The 24,678-nt window shown below is 63.7% G+C and carries 27 protein-coding genes and 4 tRNA genes; 18 read left to right on the forward strand and 13 right to left on the reverse strand.

Annotated elements, in window-relative coordinates:
* Nucleotides 1–14 precede the first annotated feature (14 nt).
* The 4 genes from RTW82_RS27160 (at nt 15) to cysG (ending at nt 4,516) form a co-directional block, all read left to right on the forward strand.
* Entirely contained in the window at nt 15–1,337 is a 1,323-nt protein-coding gene (locus RTW82_RS27160) for a replication-associated recombination protein A (protein ID WP_316927027.1), read from the forward strand.
* Nucleotides 1,334–1,708 (forward strand): fluoride efflux transporter CrcB, encoded by a 375-nt coding sequence (gene crcB, locus RTW82_RS27165; protein ID WP_021219010.1) that lies wholly within the window; start codon nt 1,334–1,336, stop codon nt 1,706–1,708. Before RTW82_RS27160 ends, crcB begins: the two co-directional genes overlap by 4 nt.
* A gap of 16 nt (nt 1,709–1,724) precedes the next feature.
* Nucleotides 1,725–3,005 carry a serine--tRNA ligase gene (gene serS, locus RTW82_RS27170; protein WP_316927028.1) on the forward strand — a complete coding sequence of 427 codons (1,281 nt, stop codon included), beginning with the start codon at nt 1,725–1,727 and terminating at the stop codon, nt 3,003–3,005.
* Nucleotides 3,006–3,121: 116 nt separating this feature from the next.
* Nucleotides 3,122–4,516 (forward strand): siroheme synthase CysG, encoded by a 1,395-nt coding sequence (gene cysG / locus RTW82_RS27175; RefSeq protein WP_316927029.1) that lies wholly within the window; start codon nt 3,122–3,124, stop codon nt 4,514–4,516.
* On the opposite strand, the gene RTW82_RS27180 is transcribed toward cysG, so the two are convergent.
* From RTW82_RS27180 to RTW82_RS27210, 7 genes are all read right to left on the reverse strand, one after another.
* Nucleotides 4,504–5,505 (reverse strand): glutathione S-transferase family protein, encoded by a 1,002-nt coding sequence (locus tag RTW82_RS27180; protein WP_316927030.1) that lies wholly within the window; start codon nt 5,503–5,505, stop codon nt 4,504–4,506. The genes cysG and RTW82_RS27180 overlap by 13 nt on opposite strands.
* A gap of 88 nt (nt 5,506–5,593) precedes the next feature.
* The gene (locus RTW82_RS27185) at nt 5,594–6,577 is read right to left on the reverse strand and encodes a glycosyl transferase family protein (RefSeq protein ID WP_316927031.1); all 984 of its coding nucleotides are present in this window, start codon (nt 6,575–6,577) and stop codon (nt 5,594–5,596) included.
* Nucleotides 6,574–6,909, reverse strand: a complete 336-nt coding sequence (locus tag RTW82_RS27190; RefSeq protein WP_184490257.1) for a TusE/DsrC/DsvC family sulfur relay protein — start codon at nt 6,907–6,909, stop codon at nt 6,574–6,576. Before RTW82_RS27190 ends, RTW82_RS27185 begins: the two co-directional genes overlap by 4 nt.
* Nucleotides 6,906–7,208, reverse strand: a complete 303-nt coding sequence (gene tusB, locus RTW82_RS27195) for a sulfurtransferase complex subunit TusB (protein ID WP_271661002.1) — start codon at nt 7,206–7,208, stop codon at nt 6,906–6,908. The genes RTW82_RS27190 and tusB overlap by 4 nt, the downstream gene beginning before the upstream one ends.
* Nucleotides 7,208–7,567, reverse strand: a complete 360-nt coding sequence (gene tusC / locus RTW82_RS27200; protein WP_316927032.1) for a sulfurtransferase complex subunit TusC — start codon at nt 7,565–7,567, stop codon at nt 7,208–7,210. Before tusC ends, tusB begins: the two co-directional genes overlap by 1 nt.
* Before the next feature lies 1 nt (nt 7,568).
* Nucleotides 7,569–7,961: a sulfurtransferase complex subunit TusD gene (gene tusD / locus RTW82_RS27205; RefSeq protein WP_184490254.1), complete on the reverse strand. Its 393-nt coding sequence runs from the start codon at nt 7,959–7,961 to the stop codon at nt 7,569–7,571.
* Between the two features lie 105 nt (nt 7,962–8,066).
* On the reverse strand, nt 8,067–8,735 hold the full coding sequence (locus RTW82_RS27210; RefSeq protein ID WP_021219001.1) for a Bax inhibitor-1/YccA family protein: 669 nt from the start codon (nt 8,733–8,735) through the stop codon (nt 8,067–8,069).
* 130 nt (nt 8,736–8,865) lie between these two features.
* Here RTW82_RS27210 and RTW82_RS27215 point away from each other — a divergent pair.
* Nucleotides 8,866–8,953: transfer RNA gene (locus tag RTW82_RS27215), tRNA-Ser, on the forward strand.
* A gap of 110 nt (nt 8,954–9,063) precedes the next feature.
* On the opposite strand, the gene RTW82_RS27220 is transcribed toward RTW82_RS27215, so the two are convergent.
* Nucleotides 9,064–9,843 carry a hypothetical protein gene (locus RTW82_RS27220; protein ID WP_316927033.1) on the reverse strand — a complete coding sequence of 260 codons (780 nt, stop codon included), beginning with the start codon at nt 9,841–9,843 and terminating at the stop codon, nt 9,064–9,066.
* Nucleotides 9,844–9,952: 109 nt separating this feature from the next.
* Nucleotides 9,953–10,981 carry an ABC transporter substrate-binding protein gene (locus tag RTW82_RS27225; protein ID WP_410478863.1) on the reverse strand — a complete coding sequence of 343 codons (1,029 nt, stop codon included), beginning with the start codon at nt 10,979–10,981 and terminating at the stop codon, nt 9,953–9,955.
* A gap of 203 nt (nt 10,982–11,184) precedes the next feature.
* On the opposite strand from RTW82_RS27225, the gene RTW82_RS27230 reads away from it, so the two are divergent.
* From RTW82_RS27230 to RTW82_RS27265, 8 genes are all read left to right on the forward strand, one after another.
* A complete protein-coding gene (locus RTW82_RS27230; protein ID WP_316927034.1) occupies nt 11,185–12,108 on the forward strand; it encodes a LysR substrate-binding domain-containing protein in 924 nt (307 codons plus the stop codon).
* An 85-nt stretch (nt 12,109–12,193) separates the two neighbouring features.
* Nucleotides 12,194–13,348 carry an alpha-hydroxy acid oxidase gene (locus tag RTW82_RS27235; RefSeq protein ID WP_316927035.1) on the forward strand — a complete coding sequence of 385 codons (1,155 nt, stop codon included), beginning with the start codon at nt 12,194–12,196 and terminating at the stop codon, nt 13,346–13,348.
* 738 nt (nt 13,349–14,086) lie between these two features.
* Entirely contained in the window at nt 14,087–14,731 is a 645-nt protein-coding gene (gene uvrY / locus RTW82_RS27240) for a UvrY/SirA/GacA family response regulator transcription factor (protein ID WP_316927036.1), read from the forward strand.
* A 1-nt stretch (nt 14,732) separates the two neighbouring features.
* Complete coding sequence (gene uvrC / locus RTW82_RS27245; RefSeq protein WP_316927037.1) at nt 14,733–16,556, forward strand: excinuclease ABC subunit UvrC; 1,824 nt, start codon at nt 14,733–14,735, stop codon at nt 16,554–16,556.
* 32 nt (nt 16,557–16,588) lie between these two features.
* Nucleotides 16,589–17,149 carry a CDP-diacylglycerol--glycerol-3-phosphate 3-phosphatidyltransferase gene (pgsA, locus tag RTW82_RS27250; protein ID WP_021218990.1) on the forward strand — a complete coding sequence of 187 codons (561 nt, stop codon included), beginning with the start codon at nt 16,589–16,591 and terminating at the stop codon, nt 17,147–17,149.
* A 68-nt stretch (nt 17,150–17,217) separates the two neighbouring features.
* Nucleotides 17,218–17,293: transfer RNA gene (locus RTW82_RS27255), tRNA-Gly, on the forward strand.
* A 43-nt stretch (nt 17,294–17,336) separates the two neighbouring features.
* Nucleotides 17,337–17,410, forward strand: a tRNA-Cys gene (locus RTW82_RS27260).
* A 213-nt stretch (nt 17,411–17,623) separates the two neighbouring features.
* Nucleotides 17,624–17,710, forward strand: a tRNA-Leu gene (locus RTW82_RS27265).
* Nucleotides 17,711–17,894: 184 nt separating this feature from the next.
* Here RTW82_RS27265 and RTW82_RS27270 read toward each other — a convergent pair.
* Both RTW82_RS27270 and RTW82_RS27275 read right to left on the reverse strand, forming a co-directional pair.
* Nucleotides 17,895–18,206 (reverse strand): hypothetical protein, encoded by a 312-nt coding sequence (locus tag RTW82_RS27270; protein ID WP_184490247.1) that lies wholly within the window; start codon nt 18,204–18,206, stop codon nt 17,895–17,897.
* A 178-nt stretch (nt 18,207–18,384) separates the two neighbouring features.
* A complete protein-coding gene (locus tag RTW82_RS27275) occupies nt 18,385–18,573 on the reverse strand; it encodes a carbon storage regulator (protein WP_021222489.1) in 189 nt (62 codons plus the stop codon).
* Between the two features lie 340 nt (nt 18,574–18,913).
* On the opposite strand from RTW82_RS27275, the gene RTW82_RS27280 reads away from it, so the two are divergent.
* The 3 genes from RTW82_RS27280 to galU all read left to right on the forward strand — a co-directional run bounded on the left by RTW82_RS27280 (nt 18,914) and on the right by galU (nt 21,536).
* On the forward strand, nt 18,914–19,198 hold the full coding sequence (locus RTW82_RS27280) for a hypothetical protein (RefSeq protein WP_021222490.1): 285 nt from the start codon (nt 18,914–18,916) through the stop codon (nt 19,196–19,198).
* Between the two features lie 87 nt (nt 19,199–19,285).
* Nucleotides 19,286–20,647, forward strand: a complete 1,362-nt coding sequence (locus tag RTW82_RS27285; RefSeq protein ID WP_316927038.1) for a UDP-glucose dehydrogenase family protein — start codon at nt 19,286–19,288, stop codon at nt 20,645–20,647.
* A 49-nt stretch (nt 20,648–20,696) separates the two neighbouring features.
* Nucleotides 20,697–21,536 carry a UTP--glucose-1-phosphate uridylyltransferase GalU gene (gene galU / locus RTW82_RS27290; protein WP_021222492.1) on the forward strand — a complete coding sequence of 280 codons (840 nt, stop codon included), beginning with the start codon at nt 20,697–20,699 and terminating at the stop codon, nt 21,534–21,536.
* Between the two features lie 95 nt (nt 21,537–21,631).
* Here the strand turns inward: galU and RTW82_RS27295 are convergent, their stop codons facing one another.
* Nucleotides 21,632–22,054: a VOC family protein gene (locus tag RTW82_RS27295; RefSeq protein ID WP_184490245.1), complete on the reverse strand. Its 423-nt coding sequence runs from the start codon at nt 22,052–22,054 to the stop codon at nt 21,632–21,634.
* A 95-nt stretch (nt 22,055–22,149) separates the two neighbouring features.
* On the opposite strand from RTW82_RS27295, the gene gorA reads away from it, so the two are divergent.
* Both gorA and RTW82_RS27305 read left to right on the forward strand, forming a co-directional pair.
* Entirely contained in the window at nt 22,150–23,508 is a 1,359-nt protein-coding gene (gorA, locus tag RTW82_RS27300; RefSeq protein ID WP_316927039.1) for a glutathione-disulfide reductase, read from the forward strand.
* Nucleotides 23,509–23,515: 7 nt separating this feature from the next.
* The gene (locus RTW82_RS27305; protein ID WP_021222495.1) at nt 23,516–24,139 is read left to right on the forward strand and encodes a trimeric intracellular cation channel family protein; all 624 of its coding nucleotides are present in this window, start codon (nt 23,516–23,518) and stop codon (nt 24,137–24,139) included.
* 15 nt (nt 24,140–24,154) lie between these two features.
* On the opposite strand, the gene RTW82_RS27310 is transcribed toward RTW82_RS27305, so the two are convergent.
* Nucleotides 24,155–24,622: a copper chaperone PCu(A)C gene (locus RTW82_RS27310; protein ID WP_316927040.1), complete on the reverse strand. Its 468-nt coding sequence runs from the start codon at nt 24,620–24,622 to the stop codon at nt 24,155–24,157.
* Nucleotides 24,623–24,678: the final 56 nt, after the last annotated feature.

Raw genomic sequence — 24,678 nt, forward strand, 5'->3', positions numbered from 1 at the left:
CTTTTCGCGCAGCCATGGACCTGTTCCGTTCCGAGCCCATCGCCCAGCCCCTGGCCGCACGCCTGCGCGCCAGCAGCCTGGATGAGTACGTTGGCCAGGAGCACCTGTTGGCGCCGGGCAAGCCCCTGCGTGAGGCACTGGAGCAGGGTGCGCTGCACTCGATGATCTTCTGGGGGCCGCCGGGCGTGGGCAAGACCACTCTGGCCAAGCTTCTGGCCCAGGTCAGTGACGCCCATTTCGAGACGATTTCGGCGGTGCTCTCCGGCGTCAAGGAAATCCGCCAGTCGGTGGAGATGGCCAAGCAGCAGGCGGCCCAGTACGGTCGTCGCACCATCCTATTCGTCGACGAAGTGCACCGTTTCAACAAGTCCCAGCAGGACGCCTTCCTCCCTTACGTCGAGGACGGCACGCTGATCTTCATCGGCGCGACCACCGAAAACCCCTCGTTCGAACTGAACAACGCGCTGCTGTCCCGGGCCCGTGTCTATGTGCTCAAGAGCCTGGACGAGGCCGCATTGCGACGGCTTGTGGACCGTGCGTTGAACGAGGAAAAGGGTCTCGGCAAGCGCAAGCTGCGTCTGCCGGGCGAGAGCTTCGCCATTCTGCTCGCGGCTGCCGATGGCGATGGCCGGCGCCTGCTCAACCTGCTGGAGAATGCGGCCGACCTCGCCGAGGACGACAGCGACATCGAGCCCGAGCTGCTGCAGAACCTCCTGGGTGACAGTCGCCGTCGGTTCGACAAGGGTGGCGAGGCCTTCTACGACCAGATTTCCGCCTTGCACAAGTCCGTGCGCGGCTCCAGCCCCGATGGCGCGCTTTACTGGTATGCGCGGATGATCGACGGTGGCTGCGACCCGCTCTACATCGCCCGGCGCGTGGTGCGCATGGCCAGCGAGGACATCGGCAACGCCGATCCGCGCGCTCTGAGCCTGTGCCTGGCCGCCTGGGATGTGCAGGAGCGCCTCGGCAGTCCGGAGGGCGAGTTGGCGGTGGCCCAGGCCATCGTCTACCTGGCCTGCGCGCCGAAGAGCAATGCCGTCTATACCGCCTTCAAGACCGCCATGCGCGATGTCGCTGAAAACGGCTCCCATGAGGTTCCGCTGCACCTGCGCAACGCCCCGACCAAGTTGATGAAGCAGCTCGGCTACGGCGATGAGTACCGCTACGCCCATGACGAGCCGGATGCCTATGCGGCGGGTGAAGACTACTTCCCCGAAAACCTCGAGCCGCGCCAGTACTACCAGCCCGTGCCGCGTGGCCTGGAGCTGAAGATCCGCGACAAGCTGGAGCACCTGGCCGGGCTCGACACCCGCAGCCCGAGGAAGAGGCGCCCATGATCCCCCTGGTCCTTTCCGTGGCGGTGGGGGGCATCGCCGGCACCCTGCTGCGCTTCGCCGCTGGCAATTGGGTCAACGCCCACTGGCCTCGCCACTTCTACCTCGGTACTCTTGCCGTCAATATCGTCGGTTGCCTGCTCATCGGTTTTCTCTACGGCCTGTTCCTGCAACGGCCCGAAGTGCCCGTCGAGATCCGTGCCGGGCTGATGGTCGGCTTTCTCGGCGGCCTGACGACGTTTTCTTCGTTTTCCCTCGACACGCTGCGCCTGCTGGAAAGCGGCCAGCTGCCCCTGGCCCTTGGCTATGCGGCGGTAAGCGTGCTGGGAGGCCTGTTCGCCACCTGGGCAGGCCTGACTCTGACCAAATTCTGATAGACGGGAACCTCACATGCTCGACTCCAAACTGGTACGCACCCAGACCCAGGAAGTAGCTGATCGCCTCGCCAGCCGCGGCTTCCAACTGGACGTGGCGCGCCTCGAATCCCTGGAAAACCAGCGCAAGTCCGTGCAGACCCGCACCGAGCAGCTGCAAGCCGAGCGCAACAGCCGCTCCAAGGCCATCGGCCAGGCCAAGCAGCGTGGCGAAGACATTGCACCGCTACTGGCGGATGTCGACCGCATGGGCAATGAGCTGGAAGAAGGCAAGCGCGAGCTGGAGAGCATCCAGGTCGAGCTGGACAACCTGCTGCTGAACATCCCCAACCTGCCTCACGAATCCGTGCCGGTGGGCGAGGACGAGGAGGGCAACGTCGAAGTTCGCCGTTGGGGCACTCCGCGCAGCTTCGATTTCGAGGTCAAGGACCACGTCAGCCTGGGCGAAACCCATGGCTGGCTGGACTTCGAGACCGCCGCCAAGCTCTCCGGCGCCCGTTTCGCGCTGCTGCGTGGCCCCATCGCCCGCCTGCATCGCGCCCTGGCGCAATTCATGATCAACCTGCACACCGCCGAGCACGGTTACGAAGAGGCTTATACGCCTTATCTGGTTCAGGCCCCCGCACTGCAAGGCACCGGCCAGCTGCCGAAGTTCGAGGAAGACCTGTTCAAGATCGGCCGCGAAGATGAGGCCGATCTGTACCTGATCCCCACCGCTGAAGTGTCCCTGACCAATATCGTGGCTGGCGCGATCCTCGACGCCAAGCAGCTGCCGCTGAAGTTCGTCGCCCACACGCCTTGCTTCCGCAGCGAAGCCGGCGCCTCCGGTCGTGATACCCGCGGGATGATCCGCCAGCACCAGTTCGACAAGGTCGAGATGGTGCAGATCGTCGAGCCGTCCAAGTCCTTCGAAGCGCTGGAAAGCCTGACCGGCAACGCCGAGAAGGTCCTGCAGCTGCTCGAGCTGCCGTACCGCGTTCTGGCCCTGTGCACCGGTGACATGGGCTTTGGCGCCACCAAGACCTATGACCTGGAAGTCTGGGTGCCGAGCCAGGACAAGTACCGCGAGATTTCCTCCTGCTCCAACTGTGGTGATTTCCAGGCTCGCCGCATGCAGGCCCGTTACCGCAATCCGGAAACCGGCAAGCCCGAACTGGTGCACACCCTCAACGGCTCCGGCCTGGCAGTCGGTCGTACCCTGGTGGCCGTGCTGGAGAACTACCAGCAGGCGGACGGTTCCATCCGCGTGCCGGACGTACTCAAGCCCTACATGGGCGGTATCGAAATCATCGGTTGATCCTCATCGCTCCCGCTCCGGCGGGAGTGACTTGAGTGCTCCCAGGCGCCCGCGTTCCGGTTCTCCCCGGATGCGGGCGTCGTTTTCCACGGCAACCACTGCAGCAAGGCTTCCCCATGGATTTCCTCCCGCTCTTCCATAACCTCCAGGGCCGCCAGGTGCTCGTCGTCGGCGGAGGCGAAGTCGCCCTGCGCAAGGCCCGCCTGCTGGCGGATGCCGGTGCGGTGCTGCGTGTGGTGGCGCCGGAGATCGATGGCCAGCTGACAGAACTGGTGCTGGCATCGCAGGGGCAGGCCCATCTCCGTGGTTACGAAGAGTCGGATCTCGATCAGTGCGTGCTGGCCATCGCCGCCACGGATGACGAGCCGCTCAACGCACTGATTTCTCAGCATGCGCAGGCACGCGGAGTACCGGTCAACGTGGTGGATGCGCCAGCCCTGTGCAGCGTTATCTTTCCCGCTATCGTCGATCGCTCGCCCCTGATCGTTGCCGTCTCCAGCGCTGGGGATGCACCGGTGCTGGCACGCTTGATCCGCGCCAAGATCGAAACCTGGATCCCATCCGCCTACGGCCAGCTCGCCGGGCTCGCCAGCCGTTTTCGCAGTCGGGTCAAGACGCTGTTCCCTGATGTGCAGCAGCGTCGGGTGTTCTGGGAGGACGTTTTCCAGGGGCCGATCGCCGAGCGCATGCTCGCCGGCCAGCCGGCCGAAGCCGAGCGCATGCTCGAGGAGCGCGTGGCTGGTGGTGGAGCCAAGCAGGCATTGGGTGAGGTTTACCTGGTGGGTGCGGGCCCTGGCGACCCCGATCTGCTGACCTTCCGTGCCTTGCGTCTGATGCAGCAAGCCGATGTGGTGCTCTACGACCGCCTGGTGGCGGGCCCCATCGTCGAGATGTGCCGTCGTGATGCCGAGCGTATCTACGTTGGCAAGCGCCGCTCGGAGCACGCCGTGCCCCAGGACGAAATCAATCGTCAGCTGATCGACCTGGCGCGCCAAGGCAAGCGCGTGCTGCGCCTGAAGGGCGGTGATCCGTTCATCTTCGGTCGGGGTGGCGAGGAAATCGGTGAGTTGGCCGCCAATGGCATTCCCTTCCAGGTGGTGCCTGGCATCACCGCAGCGTCGGGCTGTGCCGCCTATGCCGGGATTCCGCTGACCCACCGCGACTATGCGCAGTCGGTTCGCTTCGTCACCGGCCACCTCAAGGATGGCAGCAGCGACCTGCCCTGGACCGACTTGGTGGCGCCGGGGCAGACCCTGGTGTTCTACATGGGGTTGGTGGGCTTGCCGAGTATCTGCAGCGAGCTGATCCGCCACGGTCGCGCAGCGGATACGCCGGCCGCCCTGGTGCAGCAAGGCACCACCAGCAACCAGCGAGTTTTCACCGGTACCCTCGGCGACCTGCCGCAGCTGGTCGCCGAGCACGAGGTTCACGCCCCCACGCTGGTTATCGTGGGTGAGGTGGTGCAGCTGCGTGACAAGCTCGCCTGGTTCGAAGGGGCTCAGGCCGACTGAGCCACGCCCTTGCCTGGTAGGCGGTCGCGCCCATGGGGGTGGCTGAAGTCCTGCAGCGGGCCGGCGGGAATGATCCCGGTCGGGTTGATGGTGCGGTGGCTGCCGTAGTAGTGGCTCTTGATGTGCTCGAAGTCCACCGTATCGGCCACTCCGGGCCATTGGTACAGCTCGCGCAACCAGCCGGAGAGGTTGGGGTAGTCGGTGAGGCGACGCAGGTTGCACTTGAAGTGCCCGTGGTAGACGGCATCGAAGCGTATCAGCGTGGTGAACAGGCGCCAGTCGGCTTCGGTCAGGTGGATTCCGGCCAGGTAGCGGCGCTCGCCCAGTAGCGCTTCCAAGGTATCCAACTCATTGAACAGCTCGCCGAAGGCTTCCTCGTAGGCGTCCTGGGTGGTGGCGAAGCCTGCCCGATAGACGCCATTGTTGATCGCCGGGTAGATGCGTTCGTTCAGTGCATCGATTTCGCTGCGCAGGTGTTCCGGGTAGAAGTCCTGGCGATCATTGGTCAGGCCATCGAAGGCCGAGTTGAACATGCGGATGATCTCGGAGGACTCGTTGCTGACGATGCGCCCTTCGAACTTGTCCCACAGCAGCGGCACGGTCACGCGGCCGGTGTAGTCGGCGTCATCGCGGGTATAGCGCTGATGGAGGTAATCCAGGCCGTCGAGGGCATCGCCGCTCGATCCGTGGCCGCGATCGAAGGTCCAGCCGTTCTCCAGCATCAACCAGCTGACCACGGAAACGTCGATCAGGCTTTCGAGGCCTTTCAGCTTGCGGAAGATCAGCGTGCGGTGGGCCCAGGGGCAGGCCAGCGACACGTAGAGGTGGTAGCGGCCGGGCTCGGCGGTGAAGCCACCCTTGCCGCTCGGGCCGGGCGACCCGTCAGCGGTGATCCAGTTGCGCCGGCGCGCGCTTTCACGTTGGAAGCGACCGTCCTTGGCGGTGTCGTACCACTTGTCCTGCCATTTGCCTTCGACCAGCAATCCCATGGCTCTGACCCTCTGAAGTTGGAAATTGGGCTGAGTCTAATGGTGTTGAGTCGATTGAATGGCGCAAATTCAAAGTGTCTTTGATCGATTAAATCGAACGGTTCCGGTTGGCCCACAGCGTTTCCGCTTCGCTGAACGCTTCATCCCGGGGCTTGCCCAGGCCACGAAGGGCCAGGGCCATGGTGCTGAGAATGGCCAGGCGGGCGTAGCTGTCTTCAATGCTGCCGTCCCACACGCCCAGCAGCTGGGCCGCCTCGATGCGCTCGGGTTTGACATGGCGCAGGGGGGAGAGGGCTGGCCATTCCTCGTCCCAGTCGCTGCCGCCCATCGTGCCGTAGAGGTGGGAGGTGGCATCCGGGTTGACCTCGATCTCTCCACCTTCACCCTTGATCACGATGGCCGTGTCGCCGAGCAGTCGGCTGGCTTCACGGTGCACCGCCTGATAGCCCGGATGGAAGATGCTCTGCAGCCCGCAGCGTGCGCCCAGCGGGTTGAGGATGCGTGCCAGCGAGTGGATCGGCGAACGCAGGCCAAGGATGTTGCGCAGGTCGATCATTCGCTGTAGCGGTGCCGACCAGGCGCCCAGCGGGATGAATGCGAGGTTCTGCTCGTCCAGTGCCTGGGCGACGTCCTGCCAGTTCGTGCAGTCGGGTATGCCGAGCAGCTCCAGGCATTGCTCGGTGTAGATGCGACCGGCCGTGTGCAGGCCGCCGCCGTGCAGGAGGATGCGCACGCCGCCATGGGCCAGTGCCTTGGCGGCCAGCAGGAACCAGGGATGGTGGCGCTTCTTGCCCGCGTAGCTGGGCCAGTCGATGTCCACGGGAATGGCCGGGGCGTCGTTGCGCTCACGAAAGGCTTCAGTGAAGCCGGCCAGCTCTTCGGCACTTTCTTCCTTGTGCCGCAGCAGCATGAGAAAGGCGCCCAGTTGGCTGTCTTCGGTCTTGCCGTCCAGCAACATGCCCATGGCTTCGCGGGCTTCTTCGCGGGTCATGGGGCGGGCGCCACGCTTGCCCTTGCCGAGGATGCGCACGAACTGGGCGAAGGGGTGTTCAACGGGAGCGGCGGGAGTCATAGGCAATTGGTCGGCTTGGGCAGGCCGGCGAGCTTGGCGGCAAGCTTGGCCGGAGCGCCCTTGAATAGGTGGTTGAGATGCAGGCTGTTGCCCTTTTCCGGGCCGAGCTGCTGGGCGACGTACTTGATCAGTGGGCGATTGGCCGGCGACAGCTGGAACTCAGCGTAGAAACGCCGCAGCAAATCGAGGATTTCCCAATGCTCGGCCCGTAGCGTGATTTCTTCGCGGAGGGCCAGGGCTTCAGCGACCGCCGGGGACCAGTCCGCCAGCTCTTGCAGGTAGCCGTCCTTGTCCAGCGGGATGCACTGTCCGTTGAGGTCGAGGCTGCTCATAGCCAGCTGTTCACCTTGTCGTGCTGGATGCAAAGCGCCACGAACCCCGGGTAGTCGAGCGGCGTGATGCGCGAGGGCAGGGCGCCGAGCGCACGCGCGGCCACATCTTCTTCCAGGGCGAAAAGGGCGATGCCAGCCGGGAGGGCTTCCAGCTGCTCAAGCGGGGCGGTCGACTGGCGCAGGGCCTGGACGGCTTCACCGCTGAGCAGCAGCGCGTCCTGTTCGCCCAGCAGGCGCAGGCAGCTGGTGAAGCGATCGTCACCGAATGGCGAGTGGGAAAGAACGTGCAATGTGCTCATCAGAGGGTGATTACCTGATCATGGCGCCCGATTAGGGAACGCAGGGCTGCGTCATCCAGGACCTCGACGGGAAGATTCAGCCCGTCGGCGGTCAGGCCACGTTTGTCCAGGCTGTAGGCGCAGGCGTAGAGGGCTTCCACGCCGAACAGCGGCAGGGCCTGCAGGTTGGCGGTCAGGTCTTTCTGCTGCAGTTTTGCGGGGGCCTGGTTGTTGGCGAGCTGGAAGACACCGTCGTCTAGAAACAGCATTGCCAGCGGCAGGTCGAAGGCACCGCCTGCTAGCGCGATATCCAGCGCCTCACGGGCACCGGGGCCGGCCCAGGGCGCGCTACGGCTGATGATCAGCGTGGACTTGGCCATATCAATTCCCTCCAAAGCAGATCAGGCGATCGGCCATCTGTGCAGCCTCATGCAGCTGGCCCAGGCCGGAAAGTTCCCATCCCGGCGCCAGGTTGGCGGCTGCGCGGCCATAGCGTTCGGCCTCTTCCTGGTTGATCACGCCGCGGCGCAGGGCGGCAGCGATGCAGACCACACCGTCCAGCTGGTGGTTGGCCAGAAGATTGGCCCAGTCGCGGGCAATGTCCGGCTCGTCCTGTGGGGTCACCACATTGGCGGAGGCGCTGTGGACACCGTCCTGATAGAAGAACAGCCGGGTAATTTCGTGACCACCGTCCAGTACGGCCTCGGCGAAGCGCAGGGCGCGGCGGGAGGAGGGCGCATGAGCGGGGGCGAAGAGGGCGATGGCGAATTTCATGAGGGTGCTTCGACACAGGATTGCTGGGCGCAATGATACGGCTTGCGTCCAGGTTTTGCAGGCAAGAAAAAGCCCGCCGAAGCGGGCTCTTGCAAGGCGTTGCTATCAGTCGTCGCCGCTCATCACGCCGAAGATCTGCAGCAGGCTGACGAACAGGTTGTAGATCGACACGTACAGGCTGATGGTCGCCATGATGTAGTTGCGCTCACCGCCATGGATGATCGCACTGGTCTGATAAAGGATGCAGACCGAGGCGAACACCACGAAGCCGGCGCTGATCGCCAGTTGCAGGCCGCTGATCTCGAAGAAGAAGCTCGCCAGCATGGCGCCGATCAGGACGAAGAAGCCCGCGGTGATGAAGCCGCCGAGGAAGCTCATGTCCTTGCGGGTGGTCAGCACGTAGGCGGACAGGCCGAAGAACACCAGGGCCGTCATGGCGAAGGCCGAGCTGATCACCTCGCCGCCGTTGGGCATGCCCAGGTAGCGGTTGAGGATCGGGCCCAGGGTGTAACCCATGAAACCGGTCAGGGCGAAGGTGGAAAGCAGGCCCCAGGACGAGTTACGCAGTTTTACGGTGAGGAAGAACAGGCCGTAGAAACCGATCAGCACCACGAAGATGCTCGGGTAGGCGACGCGCATCTGCTGCGCGACATAGGCGACCAGGCCACTGAAAGCCAGGGTCAGCGCCAGCAGCCCGTAGGTATTGCGCAGCACACGGCTGACTTCGAGCCCGCCGGCCTGCGCCTGGTTCAGTACGTAATCTTGATCGCTCATTTGCAAAACTCCTGCAAGAAATTGGGTCCGTGACCGCAGTCGAGCGAAATGATAACAGAGGTCGACACCGGCTCTGTTGCGAGAGTTTGACAGCGTGTTGCGTTCGGGTAGTATGGCGACCCGCAAATGCGGAGGTGTGGCCGAGTGGTTGAAGGCAGCGGTCTTGAAAACCGCCGATGGGCAACTATCCGTGAGTTCGAATCTCACCGCCTCCGCCATATATTTACACCGCAAAGCCCCGTTCTTCGGGGCTTTGTCGTTTCTGGGCCTTGGCTACCTGGATTGTCTTGCGCTTAACGGTCTTGTGTCTTCAAGTGTTGCTGGGCGCTCAGGTTGTGGTCGACAGGGTCGATGTCGCGCCACTGCCAGCCTTGATGTCAGGATCCTGGATCCTTCTGATGAACCACCTACCCAGTTCGGAGAGTGAATAGACCAGCTCTGCGGCTTGGCGGCCGCCGTTATTGCTGAAGCTGGTTCTCTGGGTGAACGAGTCGTTGAGCAGGCCCTTGGCAATGAGCTCGGAGATGCACAGTGCGATCAGGTTCGGGTCGAAGGCTGTGAGCTTGGGGTCCAATGGTATTGCATTCGGGGTGCTCTGACCCACGCTGAAGATGATGGCCTTGCCGCGTGCGTCCTGCCCCAATGCCGCGGCTTCGCGCAGGATGATGATGTGGACGTCCTCCAGCTCTCTGATGAGTTTCAGCACCTGTGAAAGCTCGTTCCAGTCAGTTGAGCTGTTCATCCATGCATGCGCGAGGATGGCGGCGAAGTAGTTGGCCTTCCTTTGGCTCGTGCTGCCCATGAGCGCGGTGATGCATACATGCAGCGCCGCCATGAATTCTTCTGACTCAGGGTCTGGGGCGTTGCGATCCACTCTTCTTGCCAGGTGCTCGAAGAGGCTGTCCAGCCGCTTGATGTTGTAGCTGGCCACATGATTGGAGGCGATTCGGTCGATCGTCCCGCCTCCCAGTAGATTCACCGCCCAGACGAAATAGGGAAACAGGACGCTGTCTTCGTACTTCTTGAATGCTTCGACGAGAACGCTGGGCTTGTTCGCGTAGGCCATTGCGGAGCTTGAGCGTTGCTGGATCAGTTCGTTGTCACTCATGGGGTTTCCTCGTTGCAAGTACGGCGATGGTAGGGACCCGGTTGCTCCTCCCGCAACGCAACACGCCGTACTTGCTCGTGGATGACGTTCTCCGTGGCCTTGGCAGGTGCTACTTAGCCGACCAAGCAATAAAGCGCTGCTCCAACTCCTCGCCGTGGTCCAGCCAGAACTGCGCATCGACTTTCAGCGCCGGTGCGATGTTCTCTGGCGCGGTGGGGAAGTCCGCCCGTGTGGCGGGCGTAACCATGTCGAGTGCGCGAAGGTTCACTGGTCCGTTGTGCATGATCTCGGCAAAGCGTGCCTGTTGATCGGGCTGGCTGGTGAACTGCATGAAGTGCAGGGCGGCGGTTTGATTGCGGCTGCCTTTGACGATGGCCCAGTTGTCCATGTCGTAGAGACTTCCGGCCCAGATCACCGGGAAGTCGTAGCCATCCTTGCGCGCACCTATCGCCCTGGCGGTGTAGCCGGAGGTCATGACGACATCGCGCGAGGCCAGCCACTGTAAGGGTTGAGCCCCTGTTTCCCACCACTGGATATGGGGCTTGATCTGGTCCAGCTTGCGGAATGCGCGCTCGACGCCCTGGGGGTTCGATAGCACCTCGTAAACCTGCTCGGAGGGCACACCGTCGGCCATCAGGGCGATTTCCAAGGTGAGCTTGGCGCCCTTGCGCAGGGCGCGTTTGCCGGGGAATGCATCCAGGTCCCAGAAGTCCGCCCAGCCTTTGGGGGCGGCTGCCAGCGCCTTGGCGTCGTAGGTCAAGGCGGTCGACCAGATGAATATGCCCACGCCGCACTCGCTGATCGCATCGTCGATCAGGTCTTCGACATTCAATTGCTGCAGCGGTGGCAGGGGCTCGAAAAGGCCCTCTTCGCAGCCTCGCTGCAGGTCGGCGTGGTCTACCTCGACCAGGTCCCAGCTGATGGCGCCGGTTGCGACCATGGCCTTGATCCTGCCCAGTTCGCCGTTGTAGTCGTCCGAGCGCACCGAGGTGCCATGGGCTTGCTCAAAGGGCGTGTAGAACGCTGCTTGCTGGGCTTGCTTGTTCAGGCCGCCCAGGGAGACGACGGTCAGAGTGGAGGCGTGGGCTTCGAGTGCCGAGATGGCAATGAAGAAAGCGACTGCTGAAGGCTTGAGCATGATCGATATCCCTTGTTCTTTTTGTGATTTCAAGGTGGCGATCAGGGCTTCTCGTCCACCGTCCGGCATGCAGGGCCATCCTAGGGGTGAGCCGTTGGCGGTGCGTGGAAATAGCCTCCCGCAGGCAGGGAGGTTTTTTCCGATACATTCGCACTCGTGAGTTCCACTGTGTTTGACGAGGGTGAGCGGGGTAGGGGGCAAGCATGAGTGACTATGGCAACTATCGACTGCCGTCCCTGGATGCCATGCAGGCATTCGTGGCCGCTGCTCGCCTTGGTTCGTTCGAGCGTGCCGCCGAGGAGTTGTCGCTGACGGGCAGCGCGCTGAGAAAGCGGGTCTCCGGGATCGAGCAGTTGCTGGGTGTGCAGTTGCTCAATCGCCGTGACGGCGCCTTGTCATTGACGGCACAGGGGCAGGTCTACCTGGAGCAGATCAGGCCAGTGATGGCGCAACTCGTGGCGATTCCCATGCACAGTCGTCTGGTGCAGCGTCGGCAGCGCCTGGCCATTTCCTGTCCGCCGACCTTCGCACGGCAAATCCTTATTCCACGCCTGGCGGAGCATTGCCTGGCCCACCCCGGCGTCGATCTGGAAATCCAGGTGACGGCGCCGCTGAATGGCGCCGGGAATGGCGCGAGTGATGTCGATATCTTCGGCGGGAGCCCCGAGGGTTCATGTGCTCTACCGCTTCTCGATGAGTGGCTGCAGCCCCTGGCTGCTCCGCAGTTGCTGGCCCGGCTCTCGGTGCCCGGCAGCGCGCCGGACTTCAGTCGCCTGCCACTTCTTCGTTCCCCCCTTGAGCCCTGGCGGCCTTGGTTGGCGGCTGCCGGGCTGTCCCTGCCAGAGCCTGACCAGGGGCCTGCGCTGCTCGACCTGGGCATGATGCTGGAGGCTGCGGCCAATGGTCAGGGCGTGGTCCTCGCCCGGCCTTCACTGGCTCGCCCGTGGTTGGCGGACGGGCAGCTGGTGCCCCTTGGGCGTGTGCGCAGCCGGCCTTCCTACCACTACGAAGCGGTGCTGCTGAAGGCCTCGCCGGCTGCCGATGCATTCCTGGTGTGGTTGAGGTCGATCTGCAGCGAAGCGGTGACTCAGTCGCAGGCGCAGATGGATGAACTGCTCGCGGAATAATCCGCCTGGGTAGCGGGAATTCTTTTCCTCATCCGCCACAGGTTGGCTCGCTAGCATCTTCTCCGAATTGCCCGAGGAGGCTTGCATGCCCACCATCACCTGTGTCGAAGACCTTCGTGCGCTGGCCCGTCGACGCGTTCCGAGAATGTTCTACGACTATGTCGATGCCGGCTCCTGGACCGAGACCACCTACCGGGAGAACCAGGCTGATTTCGCCCGGATCAAGTTACGCCAGCGTGTTGGCCGCGATATCGAGCATCGCTCGTTGGCGACCCGGATGCTGGGCGTCGACATGGCCATGCCGCTGGCCATCGCGCCCACCGGCCTGGCCGGCATGCTGCGCGCCGACGGCGAGATACTGGCGGCGCGAGCAGCAGCGCGTGCGGGCATCCGCTACACCTTGTCGACGGTCAGCATCTGCTCCCTGGAGGACATTGCCGAAGCGGTCGGTGCGCCGTTCTGGTTCCAGCTCTATGTCATGCGGGACCGTGGGTTCGTCGGTAGCTTGATCGACAGGGCCAAGGCCGCTGGCTGCGACGCGCTGGTGCTGACCCTCGACCTGCCGCTGAGCGGTCAGCGCCACAAGGATCTGAAAAACGGCTTGAGCACGCCGCCCCGGCTAACCGCCGCCAATCTGCTGGATATCCTCTGCAAGCCCCGCTGGGCTGCGGGTATGTTGCGTACCCGGCGTCATCACTTCGGCAATGTCATGGGCCATGTGAAGGGGGTGGATGATCTGCATCGGCTGGCCGACTGGACCCTGGAGCAGTTCGACCCGAGCTTCAACTGGGGTGATATCGCCTGGATCAAGCAGCGCTGGGGCGGCAAGTTGGTGCTCAAGGGCATTCTCGACGCGGAGGATGCTCGTATCGCCGCCAGCCTCGGCGCCGACGCCTTGATCGTCAGCAACCACGGTGGCCGTCAGCTGGATGGAGCACCTTCGAGCATCAGTGCGTTGCCCGCCATAGTCGAGGCGGTGGGTGAGCAGGCGGAGGTCTGGCTGGACGGTGGCATTCGCAGCGGGCAGGACGTGATCAAGTCCCTGGCCCTCGGCGCTCGCGCCGCATTGATCGGCAGGGCGCATCTCTATGGCCTTGGCGCCTTGGGGGAGGAGGGGGTCGGCAAGGTGCTGGAAATCATCGGCCGAGAAATGGACCTGACGCTGGCGCTATGTGGCTACAAGGATGCCCGTGGGCTCGATCATCGCATCCTGGTTCCGGGAAGCTTCCCATTGCCGTAGATGAAATGCCCGGTAAGACATAGCCTCCTGCCATGACTGGCTTCGGGGTCGAGCCGGCGTGGAGAATCCTTGCAACGGATCGTCGCATCGGAGCGCGATGGCGCATGCAGGGATGACCATGAAACACATGCCGGAAAAGCGTGAAGCGACACTGGATGGGCAGCGCCAGGCTGGCTGACACGGCGCACTCCATAAGACGAAATAAGCAACGAGCGCGAGACGCTGGCGCAGATGGCGGCGCCTGGCTTTCCGCCGATCCCGCTGCGGGTGCTATCGGGTGCGCGGCGGCCTCCTGCCTGGCTGATGTCCGCCGAAGCCGTCGCCTTGCGGGAGCGCAACCAGCTTGGGTTGTCCGCGCTTTCTCCTTATGGTCAGCGGTTGCTGGCGGTCCGCAGTGGGCACTTCCCGCAGATGTCCGAGCCTGGGGGGCGTATTGCAGGTTTTGCAGCAACGCATCGAGGCCGCAGATTCTCGCTAAGGCGAGACCGGCCGCGCGCTTTCGGTTCGCTGGTCGCCCGATTGCAGCCATAACTTTCAGGCGGTGCTGTGATGTGCCACCTTGAGAGTGCGTCTCTCTGCCTGGTGCTCGATTGTCAGCCCCTATGGACTGTGTTTTCCTGGCGCTTGCTATTTGACGGCGATGAATCAAGCTAGGTCTTGTGAGGCTGTCTTGATAATGTATCTGCCTTTCTACAATCCAGCCGCCCAGGCGGTCTGCGATGCACTGCGAGGTGTCGCTTGATTAGGGTACTGGTGGTCGATGACCACGATCTGGTTCGTACAGGTATAACGCGCATGCTGGCCGATATAGACGGCCTGCAGGTGATCGGGCAGGCCGACAGCGGCGAAGAGGCGCTCAAGAAGGCGCGTGAGCTCAAGCCGGATGTCGTGCTCATGGACGTGAAGATGCCGGGCATCGGCGGCTTGGAGGCGACCCGCAAGCTGTTGCGCAGCCATCCGGACGTCAAGGTGGTGGCCGTTACCGTCTGCGAGGAAGACCCGTTCCCCACGCGTTTGCTGCAGGTTGGTGCTGCCGGTTACCTCACCAAGGGCGCGGCATTGGAAGAGATGGTCCAGGCCATTCGCCAGGTGTTCGGTGGGCAGCGCTATATCAGCCCGCAGATCGCTCAGCAGTTGGCGCTGAAATCCTTCCAGCCGCAAACCAGTGGTTCGCCCTTCGACCTGCTTTCCGAGCGCGAGATCCAGATCGCCCTGATGATCGCCAACTGCCAGAAGGTGCAGACCATCTCCGACAAGCTGTGCCTGTCGCCCAAGACCGTGAACACCTACCGGTACCGGATCTTCGACAAGCTCTCCATTTCCAGTGACGTCGAGCTGGCCCTCCTGGCCGTGCGCCACGGCATGGTGGACGCCGTCAGCTAAGATGCCCGACATTTTCGACGCAACTGATTTCCTTGCCGCCTGCAGCGGGCGCCCGGGTGTTTACCGGATGTTCGAAGAGGGCGGCAAGCTCCTCTATGTGGGCAAGGCCAAGAACCTCAAGAAGCGCCTCGCCAGCTACTTCCGCAAGACCGGGCTGGCACCCAAGACCGCCGCCCTGGTGGCGAAGATCGCGCAGATTGAAACCACCATCACCGCCAACGAGACCGAGGCGCTGCTGCTCGAGCAGACCCTGATCAAGGAGTGGCGCCCGCCGTACAACATCCTGTTGCGCGACGACAAATCCTATCCCTATGTGCACCTGTCCGATGGCCCGTACCCGCGCCTGAGCATCCACCGTGGTGCGAAGAAGCGGAAGGGGCGCTATTTCGGGCCCTATCCAAGCGCCGGGGCCATTCGCGAAAGTCTCGCCTTGCTGCAGAAGGCCTTTCTCGTGCGCCAGTGTGAGGACAGCTACTTCCGCAACCGCACCAGGCCCTGCCTGCAATACCAGATCAAGCGTTGCAAGGGGCCGTGCGTGGATTTGGTCGAGCCGGCCGAGTACGCCGAGGACGTGCGGCATTCGGTGATGTTTCTCGAGGGCCGCAGCAATGCGCTGGCCGAGGAGCTGTCCAGCAGCATGGAGCAGGCCTCGATGCGGCTGGAGTTCGAGCGGGCCGCCGAGCTGCGCGATCAGGTCGCCATCCTGCGCCGCGTCCAGGATCAGCAGAGCATCGAGGGCGGTACCGGGGATGTGGATGTGGTCGCTGCCATCGTCAACCCGGGCGGTGCCTGTGTGCACATGATCAGCGTGCGCGGCGGGCGAGTGCTTGGCAGCAAGAACTTCTTCCCCCAGGTCGCTATCGAGGAGGAGGTGGGTGATGTACTGGTGGCCTTCATTGCCCAGTACTACCTGAGCAACATGGAGCGCGACCTGCCCCAGGAGCTCATCGTCAATACCGTCCATGAGGACTTCCCCACGCTGATCCAGGCCGTCGCCGAACTGCGTGGGCGGGAGCTGAGCATCAGTCATCGGGTGCGGACCAACCGCGCCCGCTGGCAGCAACTGGCTGTCACCAACGCCGAACAGGCCCTGGCTGCGCGCCTCGCCAATCGTCAGCACATGGCTGACAAGTTCGAAGCACTGGCCGAGGTACTGGACCTGGACGAGCCGCCGCAACGGCTGGAGTGCTACGACATCAGCCACTCCAGTGGTGAAGCGACCGTTGCCTCTTGCGTGGTCTTTGGGCCGGAAGGTGCGCTGAAGTCGGACTACCGCCGTTACAACATCGAAGGCGTCACCGCTGGCGACGACTATGCCGCCATGCACCAGGCGCTGACCCGGCGCTTCAGCAAGCTCAAGGAAGGTGAGGGCAAGTTGCCCGACATCCTGCTGGTCGACGGCGGCAAGGGCCAGATGGCGATGGCGCAGGAAGTGCTCCAGGAGCTGGCTGTGCCCGAGCTCATCCTTCTGGGTGTCGCCAAGGGCGTGACCCGCAAGCCCGGCTTCGAGACCCTTTACCTGAACGATGCGGCTCATGAGTTCACCTTGCCGGCGGACTCGCCCGCGCTGCACCTGATCCAGCAGATCCGCGACGAAGCCCACCGTTTCGCTATCACGGGCCATCGCGCTCGTCGTGGAAAGGCTCGGCGGACTTCCAGCCTGGAAGAAGTGGCGGGCGTGGGGCCAAAGCGTCGGCGCGAGCTGCTCAAGCACTTCGGTGGGCTGCAGGAACTGTCCCGCGCCAGCATCGAGGAAATCGCCAAGGCGCCTGGTATCAGCAAAAAGCTCGCAGAGTCGATTTATGCAGCCCTGCACAGCGAGTAGAATGCCCGCTCATTTCCGGTTCAGCTGTCACGATGAATATTCCTAATCTCCTCACCGTTCTGCGCGTTCTGCTGATTCCCGTCTTCATCCTGCTCTTCTATATGCCGTTTTCCTGGAGCTACCTGGCAGCCAGTGCGGTGTTCGCTGTGGCGGCGGTGACCGACTGGTTCGATGGCTACCTGGCCCGGCGCTGGGAGCAGAGCACCCCCTTCGGCGCCTTCCTCGACCCCGTGGCCGACAAGTTGATGGTCGCCGTGGCGCTGGTGCTGCTGGTGGAGGAGCATCACAACCTGTGGCTGAGCCTGCCGGCCGCCATCATCATCGGCCGCGAGATCGTCGTCTCCGCGCTGCGCGAATGGATGGCCGAGATCGGCGCCCGCGCCCATGTGGCGGTATCCAATCTCGGTAAATGGAAGACTGCCGCGCAGATGCTGGCACTGGTGATCCTGCTGGCCAACCCGCCGCATTTCACCTTCTGGGTGCTGGTGGGCTATGTGCTGCTGATCATCGCTGCCGGCCTTACCCTGTGGTCGATGCTGCACTACCTGCTGGCCGCCTGGCCGCATCTCAGCACCGAGCCGAAAAAGAAATAAACTTTTTTGAATCAAGGGGTTGACGGGCGCTTATGAATCTATAGAATGGCGCCCGTCACCAAGACAAAGCGGGAATAGCTCAGTTGGTAGAGCACGACCTTGCCAAGGTCGGGGTCGCGAGTTCGAGTCTCGTTTCCCGCTCCAGATTGTCACGATAGACGCCGCCCCAAGCGGCGTCTTCGTTTGAGGCCGGATGGCAGAGTGGTCATGCAGCGGATTGCAAATCCGTGTACGCCGGTTCGATTCCGACTCTGGCCTCCAATACAAAGCCCCGCAGGCTCACGCCTGTGGGGCTTTTTCTTTGCCTACTGAAAGGCGTCGTTTCCGCAACTTTGAGGATCGTTTCCGCAATCTGCCGTCATCATTTGTGGGTATTCTGCGGAGTGTTTTTGTCGGCTTGCGTGGGGAGGAGTGGCTGTATATAGTCCTGCCCTCGCGAAAGGGAGGGCACTCTTCCCATCGCTCAGCGCTACCGCCCGAATGGCGAAATCGGTAGACGCAAGGGACTTAAAATCCCTCGCTGGTAACAGCGTGCCGGTTCGACCCCGGCTTCGGGCACCATACGAATCAAGGGCTTGCGTGCATCATGTGCGCAGGCCCTTGTCGTTTCTTGTTCCGCAATTCCAGGGTTGTTGCGCAGTTCAGCGCGTCGAGACGACGACGCGGTAGCCGGGCGCTCAGCCCTATCTGGGTATTCCGCAAGTGAAAAGCCCTGCGCCTGGATGAGGCCGCAGGGCATTCAATGCTATGCGGCGCCGCGTGCTGCCTTGGCTGGTCTGTAGAGGTCTTCGAAGACGTGGCCGGGCATCCAGGTTTCGTATTGTGCGGGGGTGTCGATGTTCCGCACTACGAGGTAGCCGGCGAAGATGCGGTCAGCGCTGGGCGGATGCTTCATGTTGTTGGATTTTGCGAGTTTCTGGTGGCGGTGGCCGTATTCGCGATTCGACAGCTCGCAGGCCCGGACTATCAGGTGGCCAGCCACTGGTGCGCCCTTGAACGCTTCGAAAATCGGCATATCACTAACCTGGATGTACGCCCGATTGAGGTCGTATGACATGGCGATGCCCTCCATGGAGTAAATGTTCAGGGAGCGTAGAAGTGACCTGGCCTCAACGCAAAGAACCTTCGATCGGTTCGACGAGATACCCCTGACTGCGTTCATAGGTTGGCTGGACCGCATTGCTGCAGCCGGAAAAGGGCGCACGCGCCCTCGTTCTACGGGTGAAAGGACCGGTTCAAGCGGTCAGCTTGGGGTGAGGCACGCCAGCCTGGATGCGTTCGTAGACTTCCTTGCGATGCACGGCAACGTTCTTCGGCGCGACGATGCCGAACTTCACCTGATGCCCGTGGATGCTGATCACTTCCACCGTGATGCCGCCTTCTATGACGAAGCGTTCGCCGACCGAATTGATGAACAGCTGCATGACGGATCTCCCATAGGGTTGTCGTGGGGCACTCCGGCAGCGCTTCCGGAAATCGGCATGACGTCCCGACTGACATGGATTGCAGCTACCTGATCTCCTGACCTATCGCCATGTTTCGAAGTTCCATCCTTCTGGATGCGTGGTTGTGCGCTTGCCTTTTCCGTACGAAGGATAGGGGCGGTTCCGCTTGTCCGATTTCCCCGCCGGGTTTGAACCCCTGTGCGGGCAGGCTGCTCAAATTTGAAATTTTTCTTGCAGTACCGGGCTCCGCGCATGTGTTGCCATGCTTTTCAGCTAGCCTGAGTGCTGCCTGAAGGAGTCAGGTTCAAGAGGTGCATGAATGGAATCCAAGGAACAGCAGTTGGTTCGCCTGCTCAGTCTTACAACCCGCAGTCTCACCCACCTAACCGCCGCGATGACCGAAATGTCGTTCGAGATGATGCGCAGCGACGACCAGGCCATCAAACAGGCCGGGCAACGCATGATCGATCACCTCGCGGCCATCGGTGCCGGCCTCGATCAGCACTGGGAAACCCTCGGCACCTACGCCGGCGAGCCCGTGGTCCACGAGTCCACCGAAACCCTGGTCGAGGTCGAGCTCAACCTTCCCGCCGACGGGCGCTGAGCGCCATCACGGCGCGGTCATCCCGCTGTCACCGTTCTGCCACCGGAGTCCGCTGCAATCCCTGTATCCATAGAGGGAGGGTGAGCCATGCAGCTTTGCGTCGTCGGTGCGGGTTACGTCGGGCTGGTGGCGGCGGCCTGTTTCGCCGAGATGGGTAATCGGGTCGTCTGCGTCGAGCGCGATCCCTGGCGCCTCGCACGCCTGCAGCGTGGCGAGCCGACGATCTACGAGCCCGGCCTGGAAGCCATGTTGAAGATGCACCTCGCCAGCGGCCAACTGAGCTTCAGTGCGCAGCTGGAGGAGGGCATCGACCGGGCAGAGATCATCTTCATCGCCGTCGGCACCCCCAGCGGCGAGGACGGCTCTGCCGACCTTTCCCACGTGCTGGCGGTGGCCGATCAGCTGGGCGCCAGGCTGCGGCGGCCCTGCCTGGTGGTGAACAAGTCCACGGTGCCGGTGGGTACGGCGGAGCGGGTGGCCGATCGCATCCACATGGCGCTCGCCAGGCGTGACCTGGCATTCAGCGTGCCAGTGGCGAGCAACCCCGAATTCCTCAAGGAGGGTTCGGCGATCGACGATTTCATGCGGCCGGACCGCATCATCATCGGCTGTGACGACCCGGCCTCCGGCGAGTTGCTGCGCCGCCTCTACGCGCCGTTCTCGCGCAACCATGACCGGGTGCTGGTGATGGCCACCCGTGCCGCCGAATTCAGCAAGTACGCCGCCAATGCCTTCCTCGCCACGCGCATCTCCTTCATGAACGAGATGGCCGGCCTCTGCGCGCGCCTGGGTGTCGATGTGGAGGAGGTGCGCCGTGGCATCGGCAGTGATCGGCGCATCGGCACCCACTTCATCTATGCCGGCTGCGGCTACGGTGGCTCGTGCTTCCCCAAGGATGTGCGCGCGCTGATCCGTTGTGCCGAGCAGGAAGGCATCGAGCCCGGCATCCTGCGGGCGGTCGAGGCGCGCAATGCGCTGCAGAAGACTTTGCTTTTCCAGTCCGTGCGCGAGCACTTCAATGGTTTCGTGCGGGGGCGCACCGTTGCGCTCTGGGGCCTTGCCTTCAAGCCCGGTACCGATGACCTGCGCGAGGCGCCGAGCCTGGTGCTGCTGGATGCGCTGCTCGCTGCGGGCGCGCGCGTTCGCGCCTGTGATCCCGTGGCGGTGTCAGCGGTGGCGGCGCGCTACCCGGAGCAGCTCGCCAGCGGGCAGCTACACTTGGGCGACTCGCCGTACCAGGCGGTGGAAAATGCCGACGCCCTGGTGCTGGTGACCGAATGGAAGCAGTTCCGGCAGCCGAACTTCGAGCGGATTCGCGGTCTGATGAAAATGCCGGTCATCTTCGATGGCAGGAATCTCTACGACCCGGCGCAGCTGGCTGGAATGGGGTTTCTATATCGCGGCATCGGACGCCCAGCAGCTGGGCATTGTAAGGCGACTGCGGCCTGATTAGACTGCGCGGCAGTTTGCCCAACACCCCACCTTTTCAAGGTTAAACATGATCAAGAAATGCCTGTTCCCGGCCGCTGGTTACGGTACCCGTTTTCTGCCAGCCACCAAGGCCATGCCCAAGGAAATGCTGCCGGTGGTGAACAAGCCACTGATCCAGTACGGCGTTGAAGAGGCCCTCGACGCAGGCCTCAGCGAGATCTCCATCGTCACCGGCCGCGGCAAGCGCGCCCTGGAAGACCACTTCGACATCAGCTACGAGCTGGAGCACCAGATCAAGGGCACCGACAAGGAGAAATACCTGGTCGGCATCCGCCGCCTGATCGACCAGTGCAGCTTCTCCTACACCCGCCAGGTGGAAATGAAAGGCCTCGGCCACGCCATCCTCAGCGGCCGCCCGCTGATCGGCGACGAGCCCTTCGCCGTGGTCCTGGCGGACGACCTCTGCCTCAACCTCGAAGGCGACGGCGTGCTGACCCAGATGGTCAAGCTGTACAACCAGTTCCGCTGCTCCATCGTCGCCATCCAGGAAGTACCGCCGGAAGAGACCTCCAAGTACGGCGTGATCGCGGGCGAGATGATCCGCGACGACATCTACCGCGTGAACAGCATGGTCGAGAAGCCCAAGCCGGAAGACGCCCCGTCCAACCTGGCGATCATCGGCCGCTACATCCTGACCCCGGACATCTTCAAGCTGATCGAAGAAACCGAGCCGGGCAAGGGTGGCGAGATCCAGATCACCGACGCCCTGATGAAGCAGGCCCAGGACGGTTGCGTGCTGGCGTACAAGTTCAAGGGCAAGCGTTTCGACTGCGGTGGCGCCGAAGGCTACATCGACGCGACCAACTACTGCTTCGAAAACCTCTACAAGACCGGCAAGGCCTACTGATCAGGCCCCGCCAGTACTAGCCAAGGCCGCCTCCGGGCGGCCTTGTCGTTTCCGGCATCCTCCCGTAGCCCGGGCTTCAGCCCGGGAGGTCGTGCTCAGGGAATCACCATCCCCTCCGAGCCCGGCCCCAATGGCTGCCCGTAGCTGAACTCCACGTAGTTGCCCGCCGGGTCCCGCAGCCCGCAGTAGTAGCCCACCGGGTAGGGCTCGTCCCGTGGCGCCCATACCAGGTAGCCCTCGGCCCGGGCGCGGGCGGCTATCGCGTCCACCGCCTCGCGGCTTTCCAGGGCGAAGCCGAAGTGACTGTAGTCGTCCGGCGCCAGGTCGCGCGGTCGGCCGCCGGGCATGATCACGAAGATGAAGCGGTGCTCCTGCCCGGGCTCGGCCATCCAGACGATCCGCGAGCCCTTGCCGGCGCGCTCGTGGATCACCCGCATGCCACAGAACCGTTCATAGAAGTGGATGCACGGCTCCAGGTCGGGAACGTGCAGGGCGAGATGGGTGAGGGCAGGGCGCATGACGATTCCTCCTTCGCTGGCTCAAGCATAGGCCCGGCAACTGGTCAGCGGCGCCCGTTCAGGTATGCTGGCCGCCTGTTTCTGGAGACCCTGCCATGGCCTACGATTTCGACCTCTTCGTCATAGGAGCCGGTTCCGCCGGTGTACGTGCCTCGCGCTTCGCCGCCGGTTTCGGTGCCCGCGTCGCGGTAGCGGAAAGCCGCTACCTGGGCGGCACCTGCGTCAACGTCGGTTGCGTGCCAAAAAAGATGCTGGTGTACGGCGCCCACTTCTCCGAAGACTTCGAGCAGGCCCAGGGTTACGGCTGGAACCTGGGCGAGGCGGGCTTCGACTGGCCCACCCTGATCGCCAACAAGAACCGCGAGATCCAGCGCCTCAACGGCATCTACCACAACCTGCTGGTCAACAGTGGCGTCACCTTGCTGGAGGGCCATGCGCGCCTGGTGGATGCCCACACCGTGCAGGTCGGCGAGCAGCGCTTCAGCGCCGAGCACATCCTCGTCGCCACCGGTGGCTGGCCGCAGATTCCTGATCTGCCGGGCCGCGAGCACGCCATCAGCTCCAACGAAGCCTTCTTCCTCGAAAAACTGCCCCAGCGCGTGCTGGTGGTGGGCGGCGGCTATATCGCCGTCGAGTTCGCCTCGATCTTCCACGGCCTGGGCGCCAAGACCACGCTGCTCTACCGCAAGGACCTGTTCCTGCGCGGCTTCGACGGCGCCGTGCGCACCCACCTGCGTGACGAGTTGAGTCGCAAGGGGCTCGACCTGCAGTTCAATGCCGACATTGCCCGCATCGACAAGCAGGCCGACGGCAGCCTGCTCGCCACCCTCAAGGATGGCCGCACCCTCGAGGCCGATTGCGTGTTCTACGCCACCGGCCGCCGCCCGATGCTGGACGACCTGGGCCTGGAGAACACCGGCGTCGAGCTGGACGACCGTGGCTTCATCAAGGTGGACGACGAATACCGCACCACCGAACCCTCCATCCTCGCCCTGGGCGACGTCATCGGCCGCGTGCAGCTGACCCCGGTCGCACTCGCCGAAGGCATGGCCGTCGCCCGCCGCCTGTTCAAGCCCGCCGAATACCGCCCGGTGGATTACGACCACATCCCCACTGCTGTCTTCAGCCTGCCCAATATCGGCACCGTCGGCCTCAGCGAGGAAGACGCCCGCGCGCGCGGCCACAAGGTCAAGGTCTTCGAGAGCCGCTTCCGCCCCATGAAGCTGACCCTCACCGAGAACCAGGAACGCACCCTGATGAAGCTGGTGGTCGACGCCGAAAGCGACCGCGTGCTCGGCTGCCACATGGTCGGGCCCGAGGCGGGCGAGATCGTCCAGGGTCTGGCCGTGGCGCTCAAGGCCGGCGCCACCAAGCGCATCTTCGACGAGACCATCGGCGTGCACCCCACCGCCGCCGAGGAGTTCGTCACCATGCGTACCCCCGTGGGGAACTGACGCGGACATGGCCCAGCTCTTCTACCTGGCGGACCTGTTCGGCGTTGCCGTTTTCGCCATCACCGGCGCGCTGATGGCCGGGCGCAAGTCCATGGATCTGTTCGGCGTGCTGGTGATCGCCATCATCACCGCGCTGGGCGGCGGCACCCTGCGGGACGTCATCCTCGGCAACCACCCGGTGAGCTGGATACGCGACGACACCTACATCCTCGTCGCCTCCCTGGCTGCCGTGGGCACCGTGCTCTGGGTGCGGCTGACCCGGCCGATCAACGAAACCGGCCTGCTGGTGGCAGACGCCTTCGGCCTGGCGGTGTTCACCGTCTACGGCACCGAGGTGGCCCTGCAGCACCAGGTGCCGTTCAGTACCGCCATCATCATGGGGGTTATCACCGGCGTTGCCGGCGGCGTGATGCGTGACGTCATCTGCAACGAGATCCCGCTGATCTTCCAGAAGGAGATCTACGCCATCGCCTGTGTCGCCGGCTCCCTGGTGTTCATCGGCATGCTTCACCTCGGGCTGCCCCGTTGGCTGGACACCGGCGTCGCCATGCTGGTGGTGCTCGGCACGCGCCTGGCGGCGATCCGTTGGGGGCTCTCGCTGCCACGCTTCCACCTGCTGGACCGCGACTGACCTCGCGCCCAGCCGCTACCTGGATTGAGTCGTCGCGGGCCGTTCGGCCCGCACCTCGATCGTCATCTCGCCACCCCGGGCGAAGCGCAGCGTCAGCGGAAAGCGCTCGCCATCCTTCAGTGCGCCCTTGAGGCCTACCAGGGTCAGGTGGCTGCCCGTCGGCGCCAGCTTCAGCACGCCACCGGGCGGCACGCCGAAGGACGCCAGGGTCATCACCCGTCGCGCCTCGCCGATGCGCACCGTCGTCTGCAAATCCACCCGCCAGGCACGGGGCGTGCTGGCGCCCACCAGCCGATCACCCTGGGCGCCCGTATCGGTGATAGCCAGGGAAACCACGGCAGCGGTGGCATCCCAGTCGGACGGCTGCGCCCGCGCCTCGCCAAGCGACAGCTCGCCCGCCTGGCTGGCGGTGCAGGCCAGCAGCGTCAGCAGGAGCAGCGCGCGGCGTTTCCAGGGCAGTGAACGAAAGGGAAGAGGGCGCATCAGCAGAGTCCGGCAGGCGGTGGTGGCTGCGCACGATACCACCGCCATGCCCCGGG

This window comes from Pseudomonas sp. zfem005 (genome assembly GCF_032621735.1).
Classification (GTDB): Bacteria; Pseudomonadota; Gammaproteobacteria; order Pseudomonadales; family Pseudomonadaceae; genus Metapseudomonas; species Metapseudomonas solani.

Bases quoted from the DNA above. Each gene is read 5' to 3' on its own strand.
- RTW82_RS27160 (WP_316927027.1), top strand. From the start codon at position 15: ATGGACCTGTTCCGTTCCGAGCCCATCGCCCAGCCCCTGGCCGCACGC.
- crcB (WP_021219010.1), top strand. From the start codon at position 1,334: ATGATCCCCCTGGTCCTTTCCGTGGCGGTGGGGGGCATCGCCGGCACC.
- serS (WP_316927028.1), top strand. From the start codon at position 1,725: ATGCTCGACTCCAAACTGGTACGCACCCAGACCCAGGAAGTAGCTGAT.
- cysG (WP_316927029.1), top strand. From the start codon at position 3,122: ATGGATTTCCTCCCGCTCTTCCATAACCTCCAGGGCCGCCAGGTGCTC.
- RTW82_RS27180 (WP_316927030.1), bottom strand. From the start codon at position 5,505: ATGGGATTGCTGGTCGAAGGCAAATGGCAGGACAAGTGGTACGACACC.
- RTW82_RS27185 (WP_316927031.1), bottom strand. From the start codon at position 6,577: ATGACTCCCGCCGCTCCCGTTGAACACCCCTTCGCCCAGTTCGTGCGC.
- RTW82_RS27190 (WP_184490257.1), bottom strand. From the start codon at position 6,909: ATGAGCAGCCTCGACCTCAACGGACAGTGCATCCCGCTGGACAAGGAC.
- tusB (WP_271661002.1), bottom strand. From the start codon at position 7,208: ATGAGCACATTGCACGTTCTTTCCCACTCGCCATTCGGTGACGATCGC.
- tusC (WP_316927032.1), bottom strand. From the start codon at position 7,567: ATGGCCAAGTCCACGCTGATCATCAGCCGTAGCGCGCCCTGGGCCGGC.
- tusD (WP_184490254.1), bottom strand. From the start codon at position 7,961: ATGAAATTCGCCATCGCCCTCTTCGCCCCCGCTCATGCGCCCTCCTCC.
- RTW82_RS27210 (WP_021219001.1), bottom strand. From the start codon at position 8,735: ATGAGCGATCAAGATTACGTACTGAACCAGGCGCAGGCCGGCGGGCTC.
- RTW82_RS27220 (WP_316927033.1), bottom strand. From the start codon at position 9,843: ATGAGTGACAACGAACTGATCCAGCAACGCTCAAGCTCCGCAATGGCC.
- RTW82_RS27225 (WP_410478863.1), bottom strand. From the start codon at position 10,981: ATGCTCAAGCCTTCAGCAGTCGCTTTCTTCATTGCCATCTCGGCACTC.
- RTW82_RS27230 (WP_316927034.1), top strand. From the start codon at position 11,185: ATGAGTGACTATGGCAACTATCGACTGCCGTCCCTGGATGCCATGCAG.
- RTW82_RS27235 (WP_316927035.1), top strand. From the start codon at position 12,194: ATGCCCACCATCACCTGTGTCGAAGACCTTCGTGCGCTGGCCCGTCGA.
- uvrC (WP_316927037.1), top strand. From the start codon at position 14,733: ATGCCCGACATTTTCGACGCAACTGATTTCCTTGCCGCCTGCAGCGGG.
- pgsA (WP_021218990.1), top strand. From the start codon at position 16,589: ATGAATATTCCTAATCTCCTCACCGTTCTGCGCGTTCTGCTGATTCCC.
- RTW82_RS27270 (WP_184490247.1), bottom strand. From the start codon at position 18,206: ATGTCATACGACCTCAATCGGGCGTACATCCAGGTTAGTGATATGCCG.
- RTW82_RS27275 (WP_021222489.1), bottom strand. From the start codon at position 18,573: ATGCAGCTGTTCATCAATTCGGTCGGCGAACGCTTCGTCATAGAAGGC.
- RTW82_RS27280 (WP_021222490.1), top strand. From the start codon at position 18,914: ATGGAATCCAAGGAACAGCAGTTGGTTCGCCTGCTCAGTCTTACAACC.
- RTW82_RS27285 (WP_316927038.1), top strand. From the start codon at position 19,286: ATGCAGCTTTGCGTCGTCGGTGCGGGTTACGTCGGGCTGGTGGCGGCG.
- galU (WP_021222492.1), top strand. From the start codon at position 20,697: ATGATCAAGAAATGCCTGTTCCCGGCCGCTGGTTACGGTACCCGTTTT.
- RTW82_RS27295 (WP_184490245.1), bottom strand. From the start codon at position 22,054: ATGCGCCCTGCCCTCACCCATCTCGCCCTGCACGTTCCCGACCTGGAG.
- gorA (WP_316927039.1), top strand. From the start codon at position 22,150: ATGGCCTACGATTTCGACCTCTTCGTCATAGGAGCCGGTTCCGCCGGT.
- RTW82_RS27305 (WP_021222495.1), top strand. From the start codon at position 23,516: ATGGCCCAGCTCTTCTACCTGGCGGACCTGTTCGGCGTTGCCGTTTTC.
- RTW82_RS27310 (WP_316927040.1), bottom strand. From the start codon at position 24,622: ATGCGCCCTCTTCCCTTTCGTTCACTGCCCTGGAAACGCCGCGCGCTG.